Annotated in this window: 14 protein-coding genes; 4 read left to right on the top strand and 10 right to left on the bottom strand. The window is 69.0% G+C overall.

Annotation, left to right across the window (positions count from 1 at the left end; all coding sequences use genetic code 11):
* Positions 1-3: 3 nt before the first annotated feature.
* From ACFQRE_RS11870 to ACFQRE_RS11825, 10 genes are all read right to left on the bottom strand, one after another.
* Positions 4-555: a GNAT family N-acetyltransferase gene (locus ACFQRE_RS11870; protein WP_380122515.1), complete on the bottom strand. Its 552-nt coding sequence runs from the start codon at positions 553-555 to the stop codon at positions 4-6.
* Positions 552-2003, bottom strand: coding sequence for an NADH-quinone oxidoreductase subunit N (locus ACFQRE_RS11865; protein WP_380122512.1), 1452 nt, complete (start codon positions 2001-2003; stop codon positions 552-554). Before ACFQRE_RS11865 ends, ACFQRE_RS11870 begins: the two co-directional genes overlap by 4 nt.
* A complete protein-coding gene (locus ACFQRE_RS11860) occupies positions 2000-3493 on the bottom strand; it encodes a complex I subunit 4 family protein (protein ID WP_380122510.1) in 1494 nt (497 codons plus the stop codon). Before ACFQRE_RS11860 ends, ACFQRE_RS11865 begins: the two co-directional genes overlap by 4 nt.
* A complete protein-coding gene (locus ACFQRE_RS11855) occupies positions 3484-5385 on the bottom strand; it encodes an NADH-quinone oxidoreductase subunit 5 family protein (protein WP_380122508.1) in 1902 nt (633 codons plus the stop codon). The genes ACFQRE_RS11860 and ACFQRE_RS11855 overlap by 10 nt, the downstream gene beginning before the upstream one ends.
* Positions 5382-5777 carry an NADH-quinone oxidoreductase subunit NuoK gene (gene nuoK, locus ACFQRE_RS11850; RefSeq protein WP_380122506.1) on the bottom strand — a complete coding sequence of 132 codons (396 nt, stop codon included), beginning with the start codon at positions 5775-5777 and terminating at the stop codon, positions 5382-5384. Before nuoK ends, ACFQRE_RS11855 begins: the two co-directional genes overlap by 4 nt.
* Positions 5774-6364 carry an NADH-quinone oxidoreductase subunit J family protein gene (locus ACFQRE_RS11845; RefSeq protein WP_380122504.1) on the bottom strand — a complete coding sequence of 197 codons (591 nt, stop codon included), beginning with the start codon at positions 6362-6364 and terminating at the stop codon, positions 5774-5776. The genes nuoK and ACFQRE_RS11845 overlap by 4 nt, the downstream gene beginning before the upstream one ends.
* Positions 6361-6948 (bottom strand): NuoI/complex I 23 kDa subunit family protein, encoded by a 588-nt coding sequence (locus ACFQRE_RS11840; RefSeq protein ID WP_380122502.1) that lies wholly within the window; start codon positions 6946-6948, stop codon positions 6361-6363. Before ACFQRE_RS11840 ends, ACFQRE_RS11845 begins: the two co-directional genes overlap by 4 nt.
* A complete protein-coding gene (locus ACFQRE_RS11835; protein ID WP_380122500.1) occupies positions 6945-7901 on the bottom strand; it encodes a complex I subunit 1/NuoH family protein in 957 nt (318 codons plus the stop codon). The genes ACFQRE_RS11840 and ACFQRE_RS11835 overlap by 4 nt, the downstream gene beginning before the upstream one ends.
* A 52-nt stretch (positions 7902-7953) precedes the next feature.
* Positions 7954-8496, bottom strand: a complete 543-nt coding sequence (locus tag ACFQRE_RS11830) for an NADH-quinone oxidoreductase subunit C (protein WP_380122498.1) — start codon at positions 8494-8496, stop codon at positions 7954-7956.
* A 95-nt stretch (positions 8497-8591) separates the two neighbouring features.
* Positions 8592-9647, bottom strand: coding sequence for an SGNH/GDSL hydrolase family protein (locus ACFQRE_RS11825; protein WP_380122496.1), 1056 nt, complete (start codon positions 9645-9647; stop codon positions 8592-8594).
* A gap of 255 nt (positions 9648-9902) precedes the next feature.
* On the opposite strand from ACFQRE_RS11825, the gene ACFQRE_RS11820 reads away from it, so the two are divergent.
* The 4 genes from ACFQRE_RS11820 to ACFQRE_RS11805 are packed head-to-tail and all read left to right on the top strand — an operon-like array spanning position 9903 to position 14093.
* Entirely contained in the window at positions 9903-10934 is a 1032-nt protein-coding gene (locus ACFQRE_RS11820; protein ID WP_380122493.1) for a LacI family DNA-binding transcriptional regulator, read from the top strand.
* A 12-nt stretch (positions 10935-10946) separates the two neighbouring features.
* Positions 10947-12248: a sugar ABC transporter substrate-binding protein gene (locus ACFQRE_RS11815; RefSeq protein WP_380122491.1), complete on the top strand. Its 1302-nt coding sequence runs from the start codon at positions 10947-10949 to the stop codon at positions 12246-12248.
* Positions 12249-12252: 4 nt separating this feature from the next.
* The gene (locus ACFQRE_RS11810; protein WP_380122488.1) at positions 12253-13191 is read left to right on the top strand and encodes a carbohydrate ABC transporter permease; all 939 of its coding nucleotides are present in this window, start codon (positions 12253-12255) and stop codon (positions 13189-13191) included.
* On the top strand, positions 13188-14093 hold the full coding sequence (locus tag ACFQRE_RS11805) for a carbohydrate ABC transporter permease (RefSeq protein WP_380122486.1): 906 nt from the start codon (positions 13188-13190) through the stop codon (positions 14091-14093). Before ACFQRE_RS11810 ends, ACFQRE_RS11805 begins: the two co-directional genes overlap by 4 nt.
* The last annotated feature ends 24 nt before the right edge of the window (positions 14094-14117 follow it).

The raw sequence follows: 14117 nt of genomic DNA, 5'->3' as shown, positions 1-14117 counted from the left end.
CTATTAACGCAGACCGGGTTCGGCACGTTCCGTCTGCAGCACGCGCTCCCACACGAGGCTGTCGCGCCAGACGCCACCGATGAGGAACGACGACGTGGTCGTCCCATAGCACCGAAATCCCTGGGACTCGAGCACTCGGTGCGACGCAACGTTGTCGTGCGACGTGCTCGCCTCCGCACGGTGCAACCCCAGCTCGTCACCCATCAGCACGAGCAGCTGGCCCAGCGCCCGTCGGGCGTGACCTTGTCGTTGGTGGGCCGAGCCGATCCAGTAGCCCACGGTGCCGACCAGGAACGGCCCGCGCTGGATGCCGCTCACGGTGATCCAGCCGGCGAGTTCGTCCCCGGCAAGAACGACGCCGGGCCACATCCGCCCTTCCGAGTGCTCCTTCAGAAAGCCCTGGATCCGCTCGCGGTGGCCCGCTGGCGTGTAGTAGTTGTCGGCGCGGCTCGGTTCCCAGAGCGCCGAATCCTCGCGGTCACGGATGAGGTGTGCCACCAGCGCTTCGGCGTCCGCGGTGCGCACGAGCCGGATGCTCGTCGACTGTCCTGTCACGTGACGAGGCCGACGAGCAACTGCGGCAAGGCACTCGCGACGATGAGGATCGCACTGCCGATCGCAGCGACGCCGACACTGGCCCGACGAGACCGCGGTCGCGCCGGGGCATCAGCGTCGGACTCTCCGAACAGCACCGCGAACCACCGCACGTAGACGGCGATACCGAGCACCGCGGCGACGACCGCGACAACGGCGACCGGCCAGAGCCCCGCCGAGATGACCGGCTTGAGGGCAACGATCTTGGCGACGAGGCCGATGACCCCGGGCGGCAGTCCGGCAAGGACGAGCAGGGCCAGGGCGAGCGTCCCTCCAGCGACCGGGTCGCGCCGAAGGAGACCCCTGTATGCCGTGAGCTCCCGACCGTCTTCGACGTGCCTTCCGTGGATGGCACGGACCGCCGCGAACGCGACAAGGCTGGCGACGGCATACACGACGGCGTAGACCGCGGCAGCCTGACGGCCGGCGACGGTGAGCGCCGTGAGCGGGAGGAGGATCCAGCCGGCCTGGGCGATGGTCGACCAGGCGAGGAGACGGACGACTTCGGTCTGGCGCAGCGCCATGACGGTGCCGGTGAGCATCGAAGCGACAGTGAGGGTGACGAGTGCGGCGACGACGACGTGCGGTCCGGGAGTCAGACCGACAACCGCGTCATAGGGCGCCAGCACGACGATGAGCGCACCGACGGCGGCGAGCTTCGAGGCCGACGCGAGCAGGGCCGAGACCGGGAGCGGACCGGACGTGAGCGTCGTCGGGGTCCATGCGTGGAACGGCACGGCCGAGATCTTGAACGCGAGTCCGGCGATGAGGATGACGGTCGCGAGACCGGCGAGGGTGCGCTGCTCGGGGACGGCCCACGCGGTCGCCAGGGATGCGCCGGTGAGTGTTGGGTCCCCGGTGGCGGTGACCCACAGCGCGGTGCCGAGCACGAGGAGACCGAACGACACGAGGGATGTGGTGAGGAGGGTGAGGGCGCCATGGGCGGCGGCTCGACGGTCGCGCCAGGCGACGAGGGCGATGACCGGAAGGGTGGCGAGCTCGAGGGTGATGAGCCAGGTGCCGAGGTCGCGTGATGCCACGACAGCGACAGCGCCCGTCGCGGAGGCCAGCAGCATGACGACGTCGATGACGCCGGCCTTGCGCACGGACATCAGGGCGAGCACGGCAAGGGTCGCGAGGAGGACCGCGATCTGGAGAGTGCTCGTGAGCGGGCTGCCATCCCACATGCACCTCCCGTCGGGCGCCTGCGTGCACAGGGTGAGTCGCGGATCGGTGGCCGTGAGCCCAGGGAGGGCGGCGACCGCTCCCCCGGCGAGCCCCAGACCTCCGATGACCGACGCAGCAAGCCGGGCGCGAGGCGTGATGGCATCGACAAGGAGCACGAGCACCAGGGCGGCGACGGGGATGAGCGCGGGCAGCAGCAGTGCCCACGAGAGTTCGAGCCTCATCGGCCACCTCCGATGAGGGCGGTGACGGCGTCGGCCGTCACCGAGAAGACGAGGTGTGGCGCGACGCCGATCACGACGACGCCCAGGGCGAGGGCGGCGATGACGCCGAGTTCGACGCCGCGCGCATCCGGTGCCCGGTCGGGGGCGTCGGCCGCGACATCGTCACCCACCCAGACGATGCGGGCAACGCGCAGGGAATAGGCCGCAGCGAGGGCCGCCCCGACGGCGGCGATGACTGCGCAGGTACGCAGGATCCCGGTGTGCTGGACGGGGTTCCACGCAGCGACGAGGGCGACGAACTCCCCCCAGAAGCCGGCCAGTCCGGGGAGCCCGAGACCAGCCGCGAGCCCGAGGATGAGCCCGAAGCCGAGGCGGGGCGACACCTCGCGCAGCGCGGGTCGCACGACGGCGAGGTCGACCGAGCCCCAGCGGTGCTTGAGCCCACCGACGATGACGAAGAGCAGGGCCGAGATGACGCCGTGGGCGATGTTGCCGATGAGCGCTGCCTGGAGACCCGTCTCGGTCCCGGAAGCGAGGCCGAGGACGACGAAGCCCATGTGCGCCACCGACGAGAACGCGATGAGCCGCTTGAGGTCGCGCTCGACGAGGCAGATGAGACCACCCCAGAGAATGCCGACGACCCCCGCGATGGCGAGCACCGGTGCGATGCGGGTGAAGCCCTCGGGCACGCTTGCCAGCGGCAACCGCACCAAGCCATAGGTGCCGAGCTTGAGGAGCACTGCCGCCAGGAGCACCGATCCGGCGGTGGGCGCGGTGGTGTGCGCCGCCGCAAGCCAGGTGTGCAGCGGGAAGACGGGAACCTTGACCGCGAGCCCCAACGTGAGCAGCACCGCGATGAGGGTCTGTTGGGGCAGACCGAGACCCGCTGCCGCCGCGGGCAGTGCCGCGAAGTCGGCCGTGCGCGCCTTCGTCACGAGCAGCAGGATGCCGACGAGCATCAGGGTCGAACCGATGGCCGTGTAGAGGATGAACCGGGCCGACGCGTCCGCCCGCTTGGCCGCACTGTGCGGGTCGCCGTAGCGGCTGATGAGCACCCACATCGGCACGAGGACGATCTCGAACGCGATGAAGAACAGGACGGCATCGCGCGCCGAGAACGCCGCGAGCGCACCGGTCTCGACGAGGAGCAGTGCCCCGAGATAGGTCGCGGCGCTCCCGCTGTGCGGTGAGTCTGCCCACGGCTGCTCGGCCCACGAGTGGGCGACGACGAGGACGCCGATGACTGCCGTGAGGACGATGAGCGGGGCACTGAGGCCGTCGACCTCGAAGTGCCAGCGCACGCCGAGGTCGGGGATCCAGGCGCGGTCGACGAGGGGCCGCGACACCGTCGCGACGACCGCGCTCGCTCCCCCGACGCCGGCAGCTGTGAGGGCGATGATCCGCGCCGAGAAGGGCGTGAGGGCACGACCGCCAGTCACGAGCCACAACCCCACGGCTCCGGGCGCCAGCAGCATGAGGATCAGCGCCATGTGAGCACCGCCGTCCCGGCCGCGACGAGGAGCCCGAGCGCGATGAGTCCGATGCCGGCCGAGGGTGCTTCGCGACGGTGACCGCGTTCGGCGAACCAGCCCGCAATGCCTGCTGATGCGGCGGCTCCCCGCACGTAGCCGTCGACGACCTCACGGTCGAGGAAGGCGACCACGCGCGCCAGTCCCAGCACTGGCTCGGCGACAAGCCTTCGGTATGCCGTGTCGAACTTCAGGCCGGCATCGGCCAGTTCGCGTTGGCGCGGCGTCCGGACGAACGCGTCGCGCGGATCACCCGAGCCGCGGGCGAGGTACGCGACCCCGCCTCCGACGCCGATGAGGAGCAGGGTGAGGAGCATCCACCACCCCGACACACCGTGGATGTCGAAGAGTCCGGTGAGGAGGACCAGCCCACCCACGACGGTGAGCACGGTGAGAACGGCCAGCGCAGCGAGAACCGAGTCCGACGGCATACCCGCGTGGTTGTCGTCTCGCTCGGCGATCTCGACAGGGGCTGTCACGACGAGGTGCGCACGGGTGGCATAGGCCGCAGTGAGGACGACGGTGACGAGGAGCGCGGCGAGGACGAGGATTCCCGGTCCGCCGGTGGTGATCGCACCTTCGTAGGCCGTGACGATGACGTGCTCCTTGGAGAGCCCACCGACGACGAACGGTGCCCCGGCCAGGGCCAGGAGGCCGAAGAGCCAGGCCACTCGGGCGAGCTGGTGGATGTTGCCCGCTCCGCGCAGCCTGGCCGCGAGGGTCGAGCCGGCGACGACGGAGAGCCAGCCGATCGTGAGGAAGAGGAGGGACTTGAAGAGCGCGTGTGACCACATGTGGAACAGCGCCGGGTCGGGACCGATCTCCTTGGTCGCGGTGGCCAGTGCTGACAGCATGATCGCGACCTGGCTCACCGTCGACCACGCCAGCAGGCGTTTGAGGTCGGACTGCCCCAGGGCAAGGACTGCGGCGCCGACCATGGTCACGGCCGTCGCGGCACCGAGCAGCCAGCGGGCGCCGTCGGCGAGGACGAGGATCGGGAAGAGCTGGGCGAGGACGACGGTTCCGGCGGCGACCATCGTGGCCGCGTGGATGAGGGCGGAGGCCGGCGTCGGGCCCTCCATCGCGTCGGGCAGCCAGTCCTGGAACGGGAACTGCGCAGACTTGCCGAGGACGCCGATGATGATGAGTGCAACGAGGAGCGAGCGCAGCCACGGCTCCGGCGGGGCCAGGCAGGCTGCCACCTGGGTGGCCGAGTCAATGCACTCGCCGCCTCCGGTGAACCCCCAGGCGCCGATGACCTGGTCGAGCCCGGTCGACCCGGCCCGGGCGACGAGTCCCACGATGCCGATGACGAAGCCGATGTCGGCGACGCGCGTGACGATGAACGCCTTGTATGCCGCTCGGCGCGCCGACTCCTTGCGCGACCAGTGACCGATGAGGAGATAGGAGCACCAGCCCATCAACTCCCACCCGACGAGGGTGAGAACGAGGTCGCGCGCATGGACGACCAGCATCATGGCGGCGGTGAAGAGTGAGACGGTCGCGGCGAACTGGGCGAGACGGTCGTCGTCGGCGAGGTACCAGCGGGTGAAGACGAGGACCGCGACCACGACGAGGGCGACGACGGCAGCCACAGCGGCGGTGGCCGGGCCGGCTCCGAGTTGGAGCGGCATCTCGAAGGAGCCGAGCCGCAGCGGTTCACGCAGCGTGACGACGTCCTGCCCGCGCGTCGGCGCCACGACGAGACCGACGACGGCCAGCGCCAGGGAGACGAGAGAGGCCACGATGGCCACGACAGCGGCCAGGCGCGGGGTCCGCCGCAGCGCGAGTGTGACGACGGCCGCGAGGACGGGGACCAGCACGAGCAGGTGCGACACCTGCAGGGCGCTCACGACGGGCTCCCCTCACTCGACTTCGTGCCCCGCACGGACACGTCCGAGCGGCCTTCGGCCGGCGGGACGTGTCCGTGCGGGGCACGAAGTCGGTCTGTCAGAGGCTCATCGAGGTCGATCGAGCCGCGGTGGCGGAACGCCGTGAGGATCACTGCGAGGGCGACGACGACCTCGGCCGCGGCGATGGTGATGACGAACAGCGGCAGGACGCTCGATGACTCCCAGCGCGAGGGCGTGGTCGCGCCGGATGCCACGAGGAGCACGAGCGAGCCGGACAGGATGAGCTCGACGCCGATGAGCAGGAGCACCGCGTTGCGGCGGACCGTCACACCCATCACGCCGAGGCCGACGAGGATCGCGGCCACCACATAGGGCCCGGCAAGGTGGATCACGACGCCACCCCCTTCGACTTCGTGCCCCGCACGGACACGTCTGGGCGGCCTTCGGCCGGCGCGACGTGTCCGTGCGGGGCACGAAGTCGGTCAGTGGAGGTTCCACGCGACACGGCGAGCGCGGCGATCAACGCAGCGAGCAGCAGCACGGACAGGGCCTCGAACGGCCACACCCACGTCCCGAAGAGCTCGGTCGCGACGGCCTGGTTGGCGACATCGCGACGCTCGACGGCGCCACCGGCCAAGGGCATGAGGGCTGCCAGCAACAAGCCGGTCGTCGCCGCCCCCGCCATACCGGCCGCGACCCGACGCCACACCGGCACGTCGTGCACCAGGTCAGGTCCGATCGGCGCTCGCGTGAGCATCAGCGCAAAGAGCACGAGCACGACGACGGCCCCGACATAGACGAGGACCAGGACCAGCGCGACGAGTTCGTGCCCGAGGACGAGCAGACACCCGGCCACGCCGAGCAGCGCCACGACGAGCCACAGCGCGGCGTGCACCACCTGACGAGTCGTCACGGCGAGCAGGCCAGCGACAACCGACAGCAGCCCGCACGCCGCGAACGCGAGGTCCAGTGAGGTCATGCGTCCGGTGCCTTGGCAGGTGGTCGCGGGGTCCGGGCAGGCTTGTTGATCGCGGCGATCTCGGCCGGTGCCGCGGCGCGCTCGTCGAGGGCGGGCGGCGCGGGGACGGTCTCCATCCAGCCGCCAAGCCGGTCCTTGTCGTGGAGGAGGTCACGGATGTCGGTCTCGGCGTACTCGAACTGAGGGCTCCAGAAGAGCGCGTCGAACGGGCAGACCTCGATACAGATCCCGCAGTACATGCAGAGCGAGAAGTCGATGGAGAAGTCGTCGAGGACGTTGCGTTGGCGCTCGCGGCCGCCCTCGGTCGTCGCCGGGATCGTCTCCTTGTGCGACTCGATGTAGATGCACCAGTCCGGGCACTCGCGCGCGCAGAGCATGCAGCTCGTGCAGTTCTCCTCGAGGAGCGCGATGACACCGCGGCTGCGGGGAGGCAGGTCGGGTGCGACGTCGGGGTACTCGTGCGTGTGCACCGGCTTCATGGCGGTCTTGGCGGTCGTCGCCAGACCCTTGAGTATGCCGGGCAGGATGCCCTTGTTGCTCGGCTTCGCCTTGGCATTGTGGCTGTGTTCGTGGGGGGTGCTCATCGCGTCATCACTACGCCAATTCCGGTGAGGGCCAACTGGATCAGGGCCATGGGTAGGAGGACGAGCCACGCGAGTCGTTGGAGCTGGTCCTCACGCATGCGCGGCCAGGCGACGCGGAACCAGATGACGAGAATGGCGATGACGAAGCCCTTGAGGAGCGTCCACAACCACCCGATGTGCTCGTCGAACGGGCCACGCCATCCGCCGAGGTAGAGGACGGCGAAGAGCAACGAGAAGACGACGATCCCGGCATACTCCGAAAGAAGGAAGAACGCGAAGCGCAACCCGGTGTACTCGGTCCACGGCCCCATGACGAGCTCGGCGTCGGCGATGGGCATGTCGAAGGGCGGGCGCTGCAGCTCGGCGAGTGCGGCGACGAGGAAGACGATGGCGCCGGGCAGCTGCCAGATGAGCCACCACGGCGACCACGCCTCGACGACACCCGAGAGGCTCAGCGTCCCGGCGGCGAGGCACGCGGACGCGACGGCCAGGACGAGTGGCAGCTCGTAGGACACAAGCTGAGCGGCGGATCGCAGGGCGCCGAGCAGTGCGTACTTGTTGGCGCTGGCCCACCCGGCCATGAGCGTGCCGAGGGCACCGACGCTCGTCGCGGCGAGGATGAGGACGGCACTGGCGGGGACGTCGACGGCCACGAGATCGCTCTGCAACGGCAGCGCCGCCATCGCCAGAAGATAGGGGATGAGGGCGACGAACGGCGCGACCTTGAAGATCGTCCGGTCAGCCGCGCGCGGAGTGATGTCCTCCTTCTGGACGAACTTCACCCCATCGGCGACGAGCTGGGCCCACCCGTGGAAGCCACCGGCATACATCGGTCCGAGTCGGCCCTGCATGTGCGCCATGACCTTGTGCTCGGTCTGCCCCACGAGCAGGGGGAACACGAGGAAGGCGGCCAGCACGGCCACCGACCTCACGACCACCTCGAGCACGCTCATCGTGGGCAGCCTAGTAGTTGGCCACGCTCCAGGGTGGTTGCGTCCGGACGGGTCAGCGAGGGCCCCAGTCGGGGCCGGGGACGCCGGGCGCCTGGACACGACGGCGGGACGGGGACTTGGCGGAGTCGTGACCCTCGCCGGGCTCCTTGCCGCCGGGCCACTGCTTCGACGCGCGGGCAGCGAGGACGAACGACTTGCGCAGCGGCGTCCCCTCGAACCCGTCCGGGAGGAGCAGCGGACGCAGGCCCGAGCCGGACCCGTCGTCGAAGCCGGCGAACTCGACCCCGAACATCTCGTGGGTCTCGCGCTCGTGCCAGGCGGCACCGGCATACACATCGGTGACCGAGGGTGCCGCAGCGCCTTCGGCGACGCGCGTCGTGATCCTGATGGCGCGTATGCCGCGTCCCTGCGTTTCGTGGGAGATGTCGAGTGCGCGCAGGACGAGGTCGTAGCCGGGGGCCGCCTCGTCGTAGGTGCGGTCCACGGCGCTCAGCCAGTCGAAGAAGGTGAACCCGGTGGCCTGGGCGGCGGCGACGGCTTCGTGCCAGTCGGCCAGCGCCACGTCATGCAGCTCGTCAGGCGTCGCTGTGCTCACCGGCTCAGACTAGACCGACCCCGCCCCGACTTCGTGCCCGATACGGACGTGAGGAGCCCAGCGACGAATGTCCGTATCGGGCACGAAGTCGGATTTCAGCGGGTGGCTGCGGCGTGCTGCGCGGCCTGACGCTGTGACCAGAGTCGGTCAGCGGCGTCGATGCTGGCCCGCGACGACAGGTCGACACCGGCTCGCGCGGCGGCTGCCTTGACGCGGGCCGAGTTGAGATCCGGCACCCGGACGACCTCCGGCTGGATGCTCGAGTCGGCTGCGGCGTAGGTGCGCTGCTGCGCGGCGAGGCGCTCGGACGATGCGGCGGCGCGCTGCAGCGTCGTGGCGTTGACCTTGAGGGCGGACCCGGTGAGCGGGGGACTCACCGTCGGGACGTAGCCACTGGCGTGTCCGGCGACGTTGGGGTGGTAGCTCTCCTCGATCGGGTTGGAGAGGCCGTTGAGCCATTCGACGTCGTCACAGACCGCGTGCCCGATGAACCGCGAGGTCGGGTTGGCATAGCTGAAACCCTTGGCACCAGCGGCTGCTGACGTCTTGCTGTTGATGAGATCGGCCATCTGGTTGAGGCGCGTCTCCTCCGCGGGCGAGAACCAGGTGAAGGCGTTGCAGTCCTCGCCCTGGAAGATCCGCGGGTAGCCGACGATGACGACCTTGGCGTTGGGCGCCTTGCTGCGGATCGACGTGTAGAGGGCGTTCAGCGCACCGGGCAGGACGTTGTTGATGTAGTTCTGGGCGCCGTCGATCTTGCCGTTGCAGTTGCTCGCCCAGCCCGGCATCGCGCACTCGGTGAGGACATCGGCGAAGCCGGCATCGTTGCCGCCGACCGAGATGCTGACGTGGGTCGTGGAGGCCGTGAGAGCGCTGATCTGGGTGTTGGTGACGTCGGCGATCCTGGCTCCCGAGCAGGCCCGGAAGTTGAGTGTGTATCCCTTGGCCGCAGCGATGAGCGAGGGGTAGGCCTTGGTGGACCGCAAACACGAGGTCCCGTCGTTGATGTAGCTCCGCGTCCCCGTGCCCGAGGAGTAGGAGTCGCCGAGTGCGACGTAGGACGACGCCGCCTGTGCTGGGGCGGCGGCGAGCAGGAGGCTGAACGCTGCTGCGGACGCAGCGAGCAGGCCGATCTTTCGGGTTGTCGTCATTGACATCTCCCACGGAAAAGAGGTCGTGGACCTCGTGATTGGTGCTCGCAACCTAGGGCCATTCAAGGCCGACCTGCGGGCTTGTCACCAACCCTTTGCCAACCCCATACCGGACGCTGACCCTTGCCAGACCCGGCGTTCTGGTGCACGATGGCTTCTGGTCGTTGTAAGCGCTTACAAGAAGCCGCATGGCGCCGAACCACGATGACGACGCAACACCACGACTCAACGACGAGGCGAAGGAGCACACAGCTGATGACTGGATCTGCAGCCCACACCCAGCGCGCGACGATCTACTCCGTCGCTGCCGCTGCCGGGGTCTCCATCGCCACCGTCTCGCGCGTCTTCCAGGGCACGAGCACCGTCGCCCAGGGCACCCGGGAGCGTGTCCTCACCGCGGCCGACGACCTCAACTACGTGCCCCTCGGCGCCGCCCGAAGCCTGGCCGTCTCGCGCCACGAACTGCTCGGTCTCGTCCTCCCCGAACTCGGCGGCCCCTACTACTCCGAGCTGCTCATGGGCTTCGAGTCCCGCGCCTCCGAACTCGGTCTCGGCGTCATCGTCGTCGTCACGCAGGGCAAGCCCGACCCGAGCCGCGCCATCCGCCAGCTCATGTCGCGCGTCGACGCGATCGCCGTCCTCGGCTCGGACCTCGACGACGCCGCCCTCGCCCAGCTCGCGGCCGCCAAACCGATGCTGTCACTGGCCGGCATCCCCGACGGACCGATCGACAGCCTCGCCGCCGAGAACGCCGCGAGCGCCGAGCAGCTCACCAGCCACCTCCTCGAGCACGGCCGCACTTCGCTGCTCTTCCTCGGAGACCCCGACGCCGGCGCTGACATTGCCGGCCGGTATGCCGGGTTCTCGTCGGCCCATTCGGCTCACGGTCTCGACGTGGCGCAGCCGGTTCGGATCGGGTTGCGCGAGTCGGACGGAACGGCCTTCGCCACGGCATACCTCGCGGGCGAGCACCAAGCAGACGCCCTCGTCTGCGCCAACGACGAGCTCGCTCTCGCCGTCCTGGCCCACCTCCAGGACCACGGCGTCGCCGTGCCCGCCGACGTCGCCGTCGTCGGCTGGGACGACGTCATGGCCGCGCGCTACGTCCGACCGGCGCTCACCACCGTGCGCCAGCCGGTCCGCGACCTCGGCGCCCTCGCCAGCGAGCGCCTCCACGCCCACCTCACCGGTCTCACTGCCACGACCGACTCCTCACCCACCCACGACATCCTCCCCACGCAGGTGATCGTCCGCACCTCCTGCGGCTGCACCACATCCCCCTCCTGAAAGGCACGTCCCATGAGTCACCACCCCTCCTTCAAACGCCGAACGGTCTTCGCCGTCGCCGGCCTGACGGCGACGGCCCTGGCCCTCTCCGCCTGTGGCCGCGAAGCCGGCGGCGATGGAGCCGACGCAGGCGCCTCCGCCAAGCCGATCTCCGAAGGCAAGGCCACCGGCGAGCTCACCGTGTGGGCCATCGGCGCCGAGGGCGAGAAGCTCCCGGCACTCACCAAGGAGTTCGAGGCCGCCAACCCCGGCGCCAAGGTCAAGGTCACCGCCATCCCGTGGGACGCAGCCCACGACAAGTTCGCGTCCGCCATCACCGCGGGGCAGACGCCCGACGCCGCCATGGTCGGCAGCACGTGGATGGGTGAGTTCGCCGGCATGGATGCCCTCGACCCCACTCCCGCGAGCATCGACACGTCAACCTTCTTCGAGGGGGCGCAGAAGACCACGGAAGTGGCCGGCACGGCATACGGCATCCCCTGGTACGTCGAGACGCGCCTCATCTACTACCGCAAGGACCTCGCGGCCAAGGCCGGCATCACCACGCCCCCGACCGACTGGGACGGCCTCAAGTCCATGGCCAAGGCGATGCAGGACAAGGCTGGTGCGAAGTTCGGCATCGGCTTCCAGGCCGGTGGCCAGGGCTCGTGGCAGTCGATCCTGCCGTTCGCGTGGTCCAACGGAGGCGACGTCACCAAGGACGACGGCAAGGCCTACAACTTCGACACCCCCGAGATCGCTGAGGCCGCGAAGTACTACCAGTCCTACTTCGCCGACGGGATCGCCGACAAGGCCGCACCCCGGCAGCCCACCACCGAGCCCGACTTCGTCAGCGGGCGCGTCCCGATGTTCATCAGCGGTCCGTGGATGATGTCGGCCGTCGAGACGCTGGGTGGCGCCGGCTTCAAGGACAAGTACGACGTCATGCCGATGCCCACCAAGAAGACGAGCTCGTCGTTCGTCGGTGGTGCGAACTTCGTCGTCTTCAAGAACACGAAGAACCGCGACAGCGCCTGGAAGCTCGTCCAGTGGCTCGCCGACCCCGCGACGCAGGTCAAGTGGTACCAGCAGTCGACCGACCTGCCCTCGGTGAAGTCTGCCTGGGAGGACCCGGCCATCAGCGCCGACACCAAGCTCGCGACCTTCGGCAAGCAGCTCGAGACGGCCCAGGCGCCGCCCACCTTCCCGTCGTGGGAGCAGGTCATCACCAGCTTCGACACCGAGATGGAGAAGGTGACCAAGCAGAACGCCGATGTCGGCGCGGCCCTCAAGACCGTGCAGCAGCAGGCGGAGTCCATCGGCACCGGTCAGTGACGACATGACCACGACGACACCTGCCGAAGCCGGCAGCCGGGCCGGGCGCACCACGCGCCCGTCCCGGCGCGGCCGCCAGGAAGGCATCGCGGCCTGGGTCCTGGCCCTGCCGTTCTGCGCCCTCTTCCTGGTCTTCACGCTGTGGCCCGTGCTCCAGTCGCTCTTCATGAGCGTCACCGACACGAAGTCGAAGGACCTGCGGACCCCGTTCTCGGTGGACATCGTCGGTCTCGACAACTACACGCGGGCCCTGTCGGACCCGATCTTCCGCAAGGCCATGTTCAACACGGCCTACTTCGTCCTGATCGGTATGCCGCTCACCCTCGGTCTCGCCCTGGCCGCAGCTCTCGCTCTGGACAAGGGAATTCGCAGGTTCCGGGCGGCCTTCCGGCTCGGCTTCTACCTGCCGGTCATCACCTCGATCGTCGCGGTGGCCGTCGTCTGGCGCTTCCTGCTCCAGCACGAGAGTGGCCTCATCAACACCGTGCTCGGCTGGGTCGGCATCGACGGGCCCAACTGGCTCGGCGACCCGAACTGGTCCATGCCCGGCCTCATCATGATGGCGTCGTGGCGCAACTTCGGCACCCCGATGATCATCTTCCTCGCGGGTCTCCAGAGCGTCCCGGCGATGCTCCACGAGGCGGCCCAGATCGACGGTGCCAGTGCCCTGCAACGGTTCCGGCACGTCACGATCCCGATGCTGCGACCGACGATCCTCTTCGTCTCCGTGACGACGTCGATCGGCTACCTGCAGTTCTTCGAGGAGCCGTTCGTCATGACCAACGGTGGCCCGCTCAACAGCACCATCTCGATGTCGATGTACACGTACAAGCAGTTCGGCTTCGGCAACTACGGGTTCGCCGCGTCGATGAGCTATCTCATCTTCATCGTCATCGCCGTGATCACCGCCATCCAGTTCCGACTGTTGCGGGAGAACACATGAGCACCCTGCCCGTCCTGCCCAAGACCGCTGGTCTCGAGCCCGATGCGGACACCTCCGCCGAGTCCACCACGGTCACCGCCGGCGACGGCCAACCCAGCCGCTGGTGGCTCTACGTCATCCTCACCCTCGTCCTGCTCGTCGTCGTCGCGCCGTTCGTCTGGATGGTGCTCGGCAGCTTCAAGACCCAGGGCGAGCTGTTGCAGAGCCCGCCGACGTGGTGGCCGAAGGCAGCGACCTTCGACAACTACACGCAACTGTTCACGCGGTTGAACTTCAAGCAGTACTTCCTCAACTCGACCGTCGTCGCGGTGGCCGTCACCGCGGGCAACCTGCTGTTCTGCTCGATGCTCGGCTACGCCCTGGCGATGCTCGAGTTCAGGGGCAAGAAGGCGCTGTTCCTCGTCGTCATGGCCACCCTCATGATCCCTGGCGTCGTCACGTTCGTCCCGCTGTTCGTGCTCGTCGCCAACATCGGCCTCATCAACAGCCTTCCGGGTCTGATCCTCCCGTTCCTCGTCGCGCCCTTCGGGGTGTTCCTCATGCGCCAGTTCTTCCTCGGACTGCCGCGGGACCTGCTCGACGCAGGACGGGTCGACGGCGCCAGCGAGCTGCGCATCTTCGCCCGGATCTTCCTGCCGCTGGCCGGACCGGCCGTCGCGACCCTCGGGATCCTCACCTTCCTCGGGAGCTGGAACAACTTCCTGTGGCCACTGGTGGTGGCCCAGCAGGAGGACAAGTACACCCTTCCCGTCGCCCTCGCCCTCTATTCCACCGGCCAGAACTCGATCCAGTACGGGCTGCTCCTCGCGGGCGCCACCATCGTCGTCGCACCCGTCGTCGTCCTGTTCCTCGTCTTCCAGCGCCGCTTCATCGAGGGCATCGCCACCACTGGCATCAAGTAGCCCGATCCGCTCAAAGGAGAGCCC

The sequence above is a fragment of the Knoellia pratensis genome (assembly GCF_042666395.1).
GTDB lineage: Bacteria > Actinomycetota > Actinomycetes > Actinomycetales > Dermatophilaceae > Knoellia > Knoellia pratensis.
This window is presented reverse-complemented; position numbering and strand designations above follow the sequence as displayed.

What these genes read in the sequence shown, in the direction of transcription:
- ACFQRE_RS11865 (WP_380122512.1), bottom strand. Translation starts at nt 2,003, where the DNA reads ATGAGGCTCGAACTCTCGTGGGCACTGCTGCTGCCCGCGCTCATCCCC.
- ACFQRE_RS11860 (WP_380122510.1), bottom strand. Translation starts at nt 3,493, where the DNA reads ATGGCGCTGATCCTCATGCTGCTGGCGCCCGGAGCCGTGGGGTTGTGG.
- ACFQRE_RS11845 (WP_380122504.1), bottom strand. Translation starts at nt 6,364, where the DNA reads ATGACCTCACTGGACCTCGCGTTCGCGGCGTGCGGGCTGCTGTCGGTT.
- ACFQRE_RS11840 (WP_380122502.1), bottom strand. Translation starts at nt 6,948, where the DNA reads ATGAGCACCCCCCACGAACACAGCCACAATGCCAAGGCGAAGCCGAGC.
- ACFQRE_RS11835 (WP_380122500.1), bottom strand. Translation starts at nt 7,901, where the DNA reads ATGAGCGTGCTCGAGGTGGTCGTGAGGTCGGTGGCCGTGCTGGCCGCC.
- ACFQRE_RS11825 (WP_380122496.1), bottom strand. Translation starts at nt 9,647, where the DNA reads ATGACGACAACCCGAAAGATCGGCCTGCTCGCTGCGTCCGCAGCAGCG.
- ACFQRE_RS11820 (WP_380122493.1), top strand. Translation starts at nt 9,903, where the DNA reads ATGACTGGATCTGCAGCCCACACCCAGCGCGCGACGATCTACTCCGTC.
- ACFQRE_RS11815 (WP_380122491.1), top strand. Translation starts at nt 10,947, where the DNA reads ATGAGTCACCACCCCTCCTTCAAACGCCGAACGGTCTTCGCCGTCGCC.
- ACFQRE_RS11810 (WP_380122488.1), top strand. Translation starts at nt 12,253, where the DNA reads ATGACCACGACGACACCTGCCGAAGCCGGCAGCCGGGCCGGGCGCACC.
- ACFQRE_RS11805 (WP_380122486.1), top strand. Translation starts at nt 13,188, where the DNA reads ATGAGCACCCTGCCCGTCCTGCCCAAGACCGCTGGTCTCGAGCCCGAT.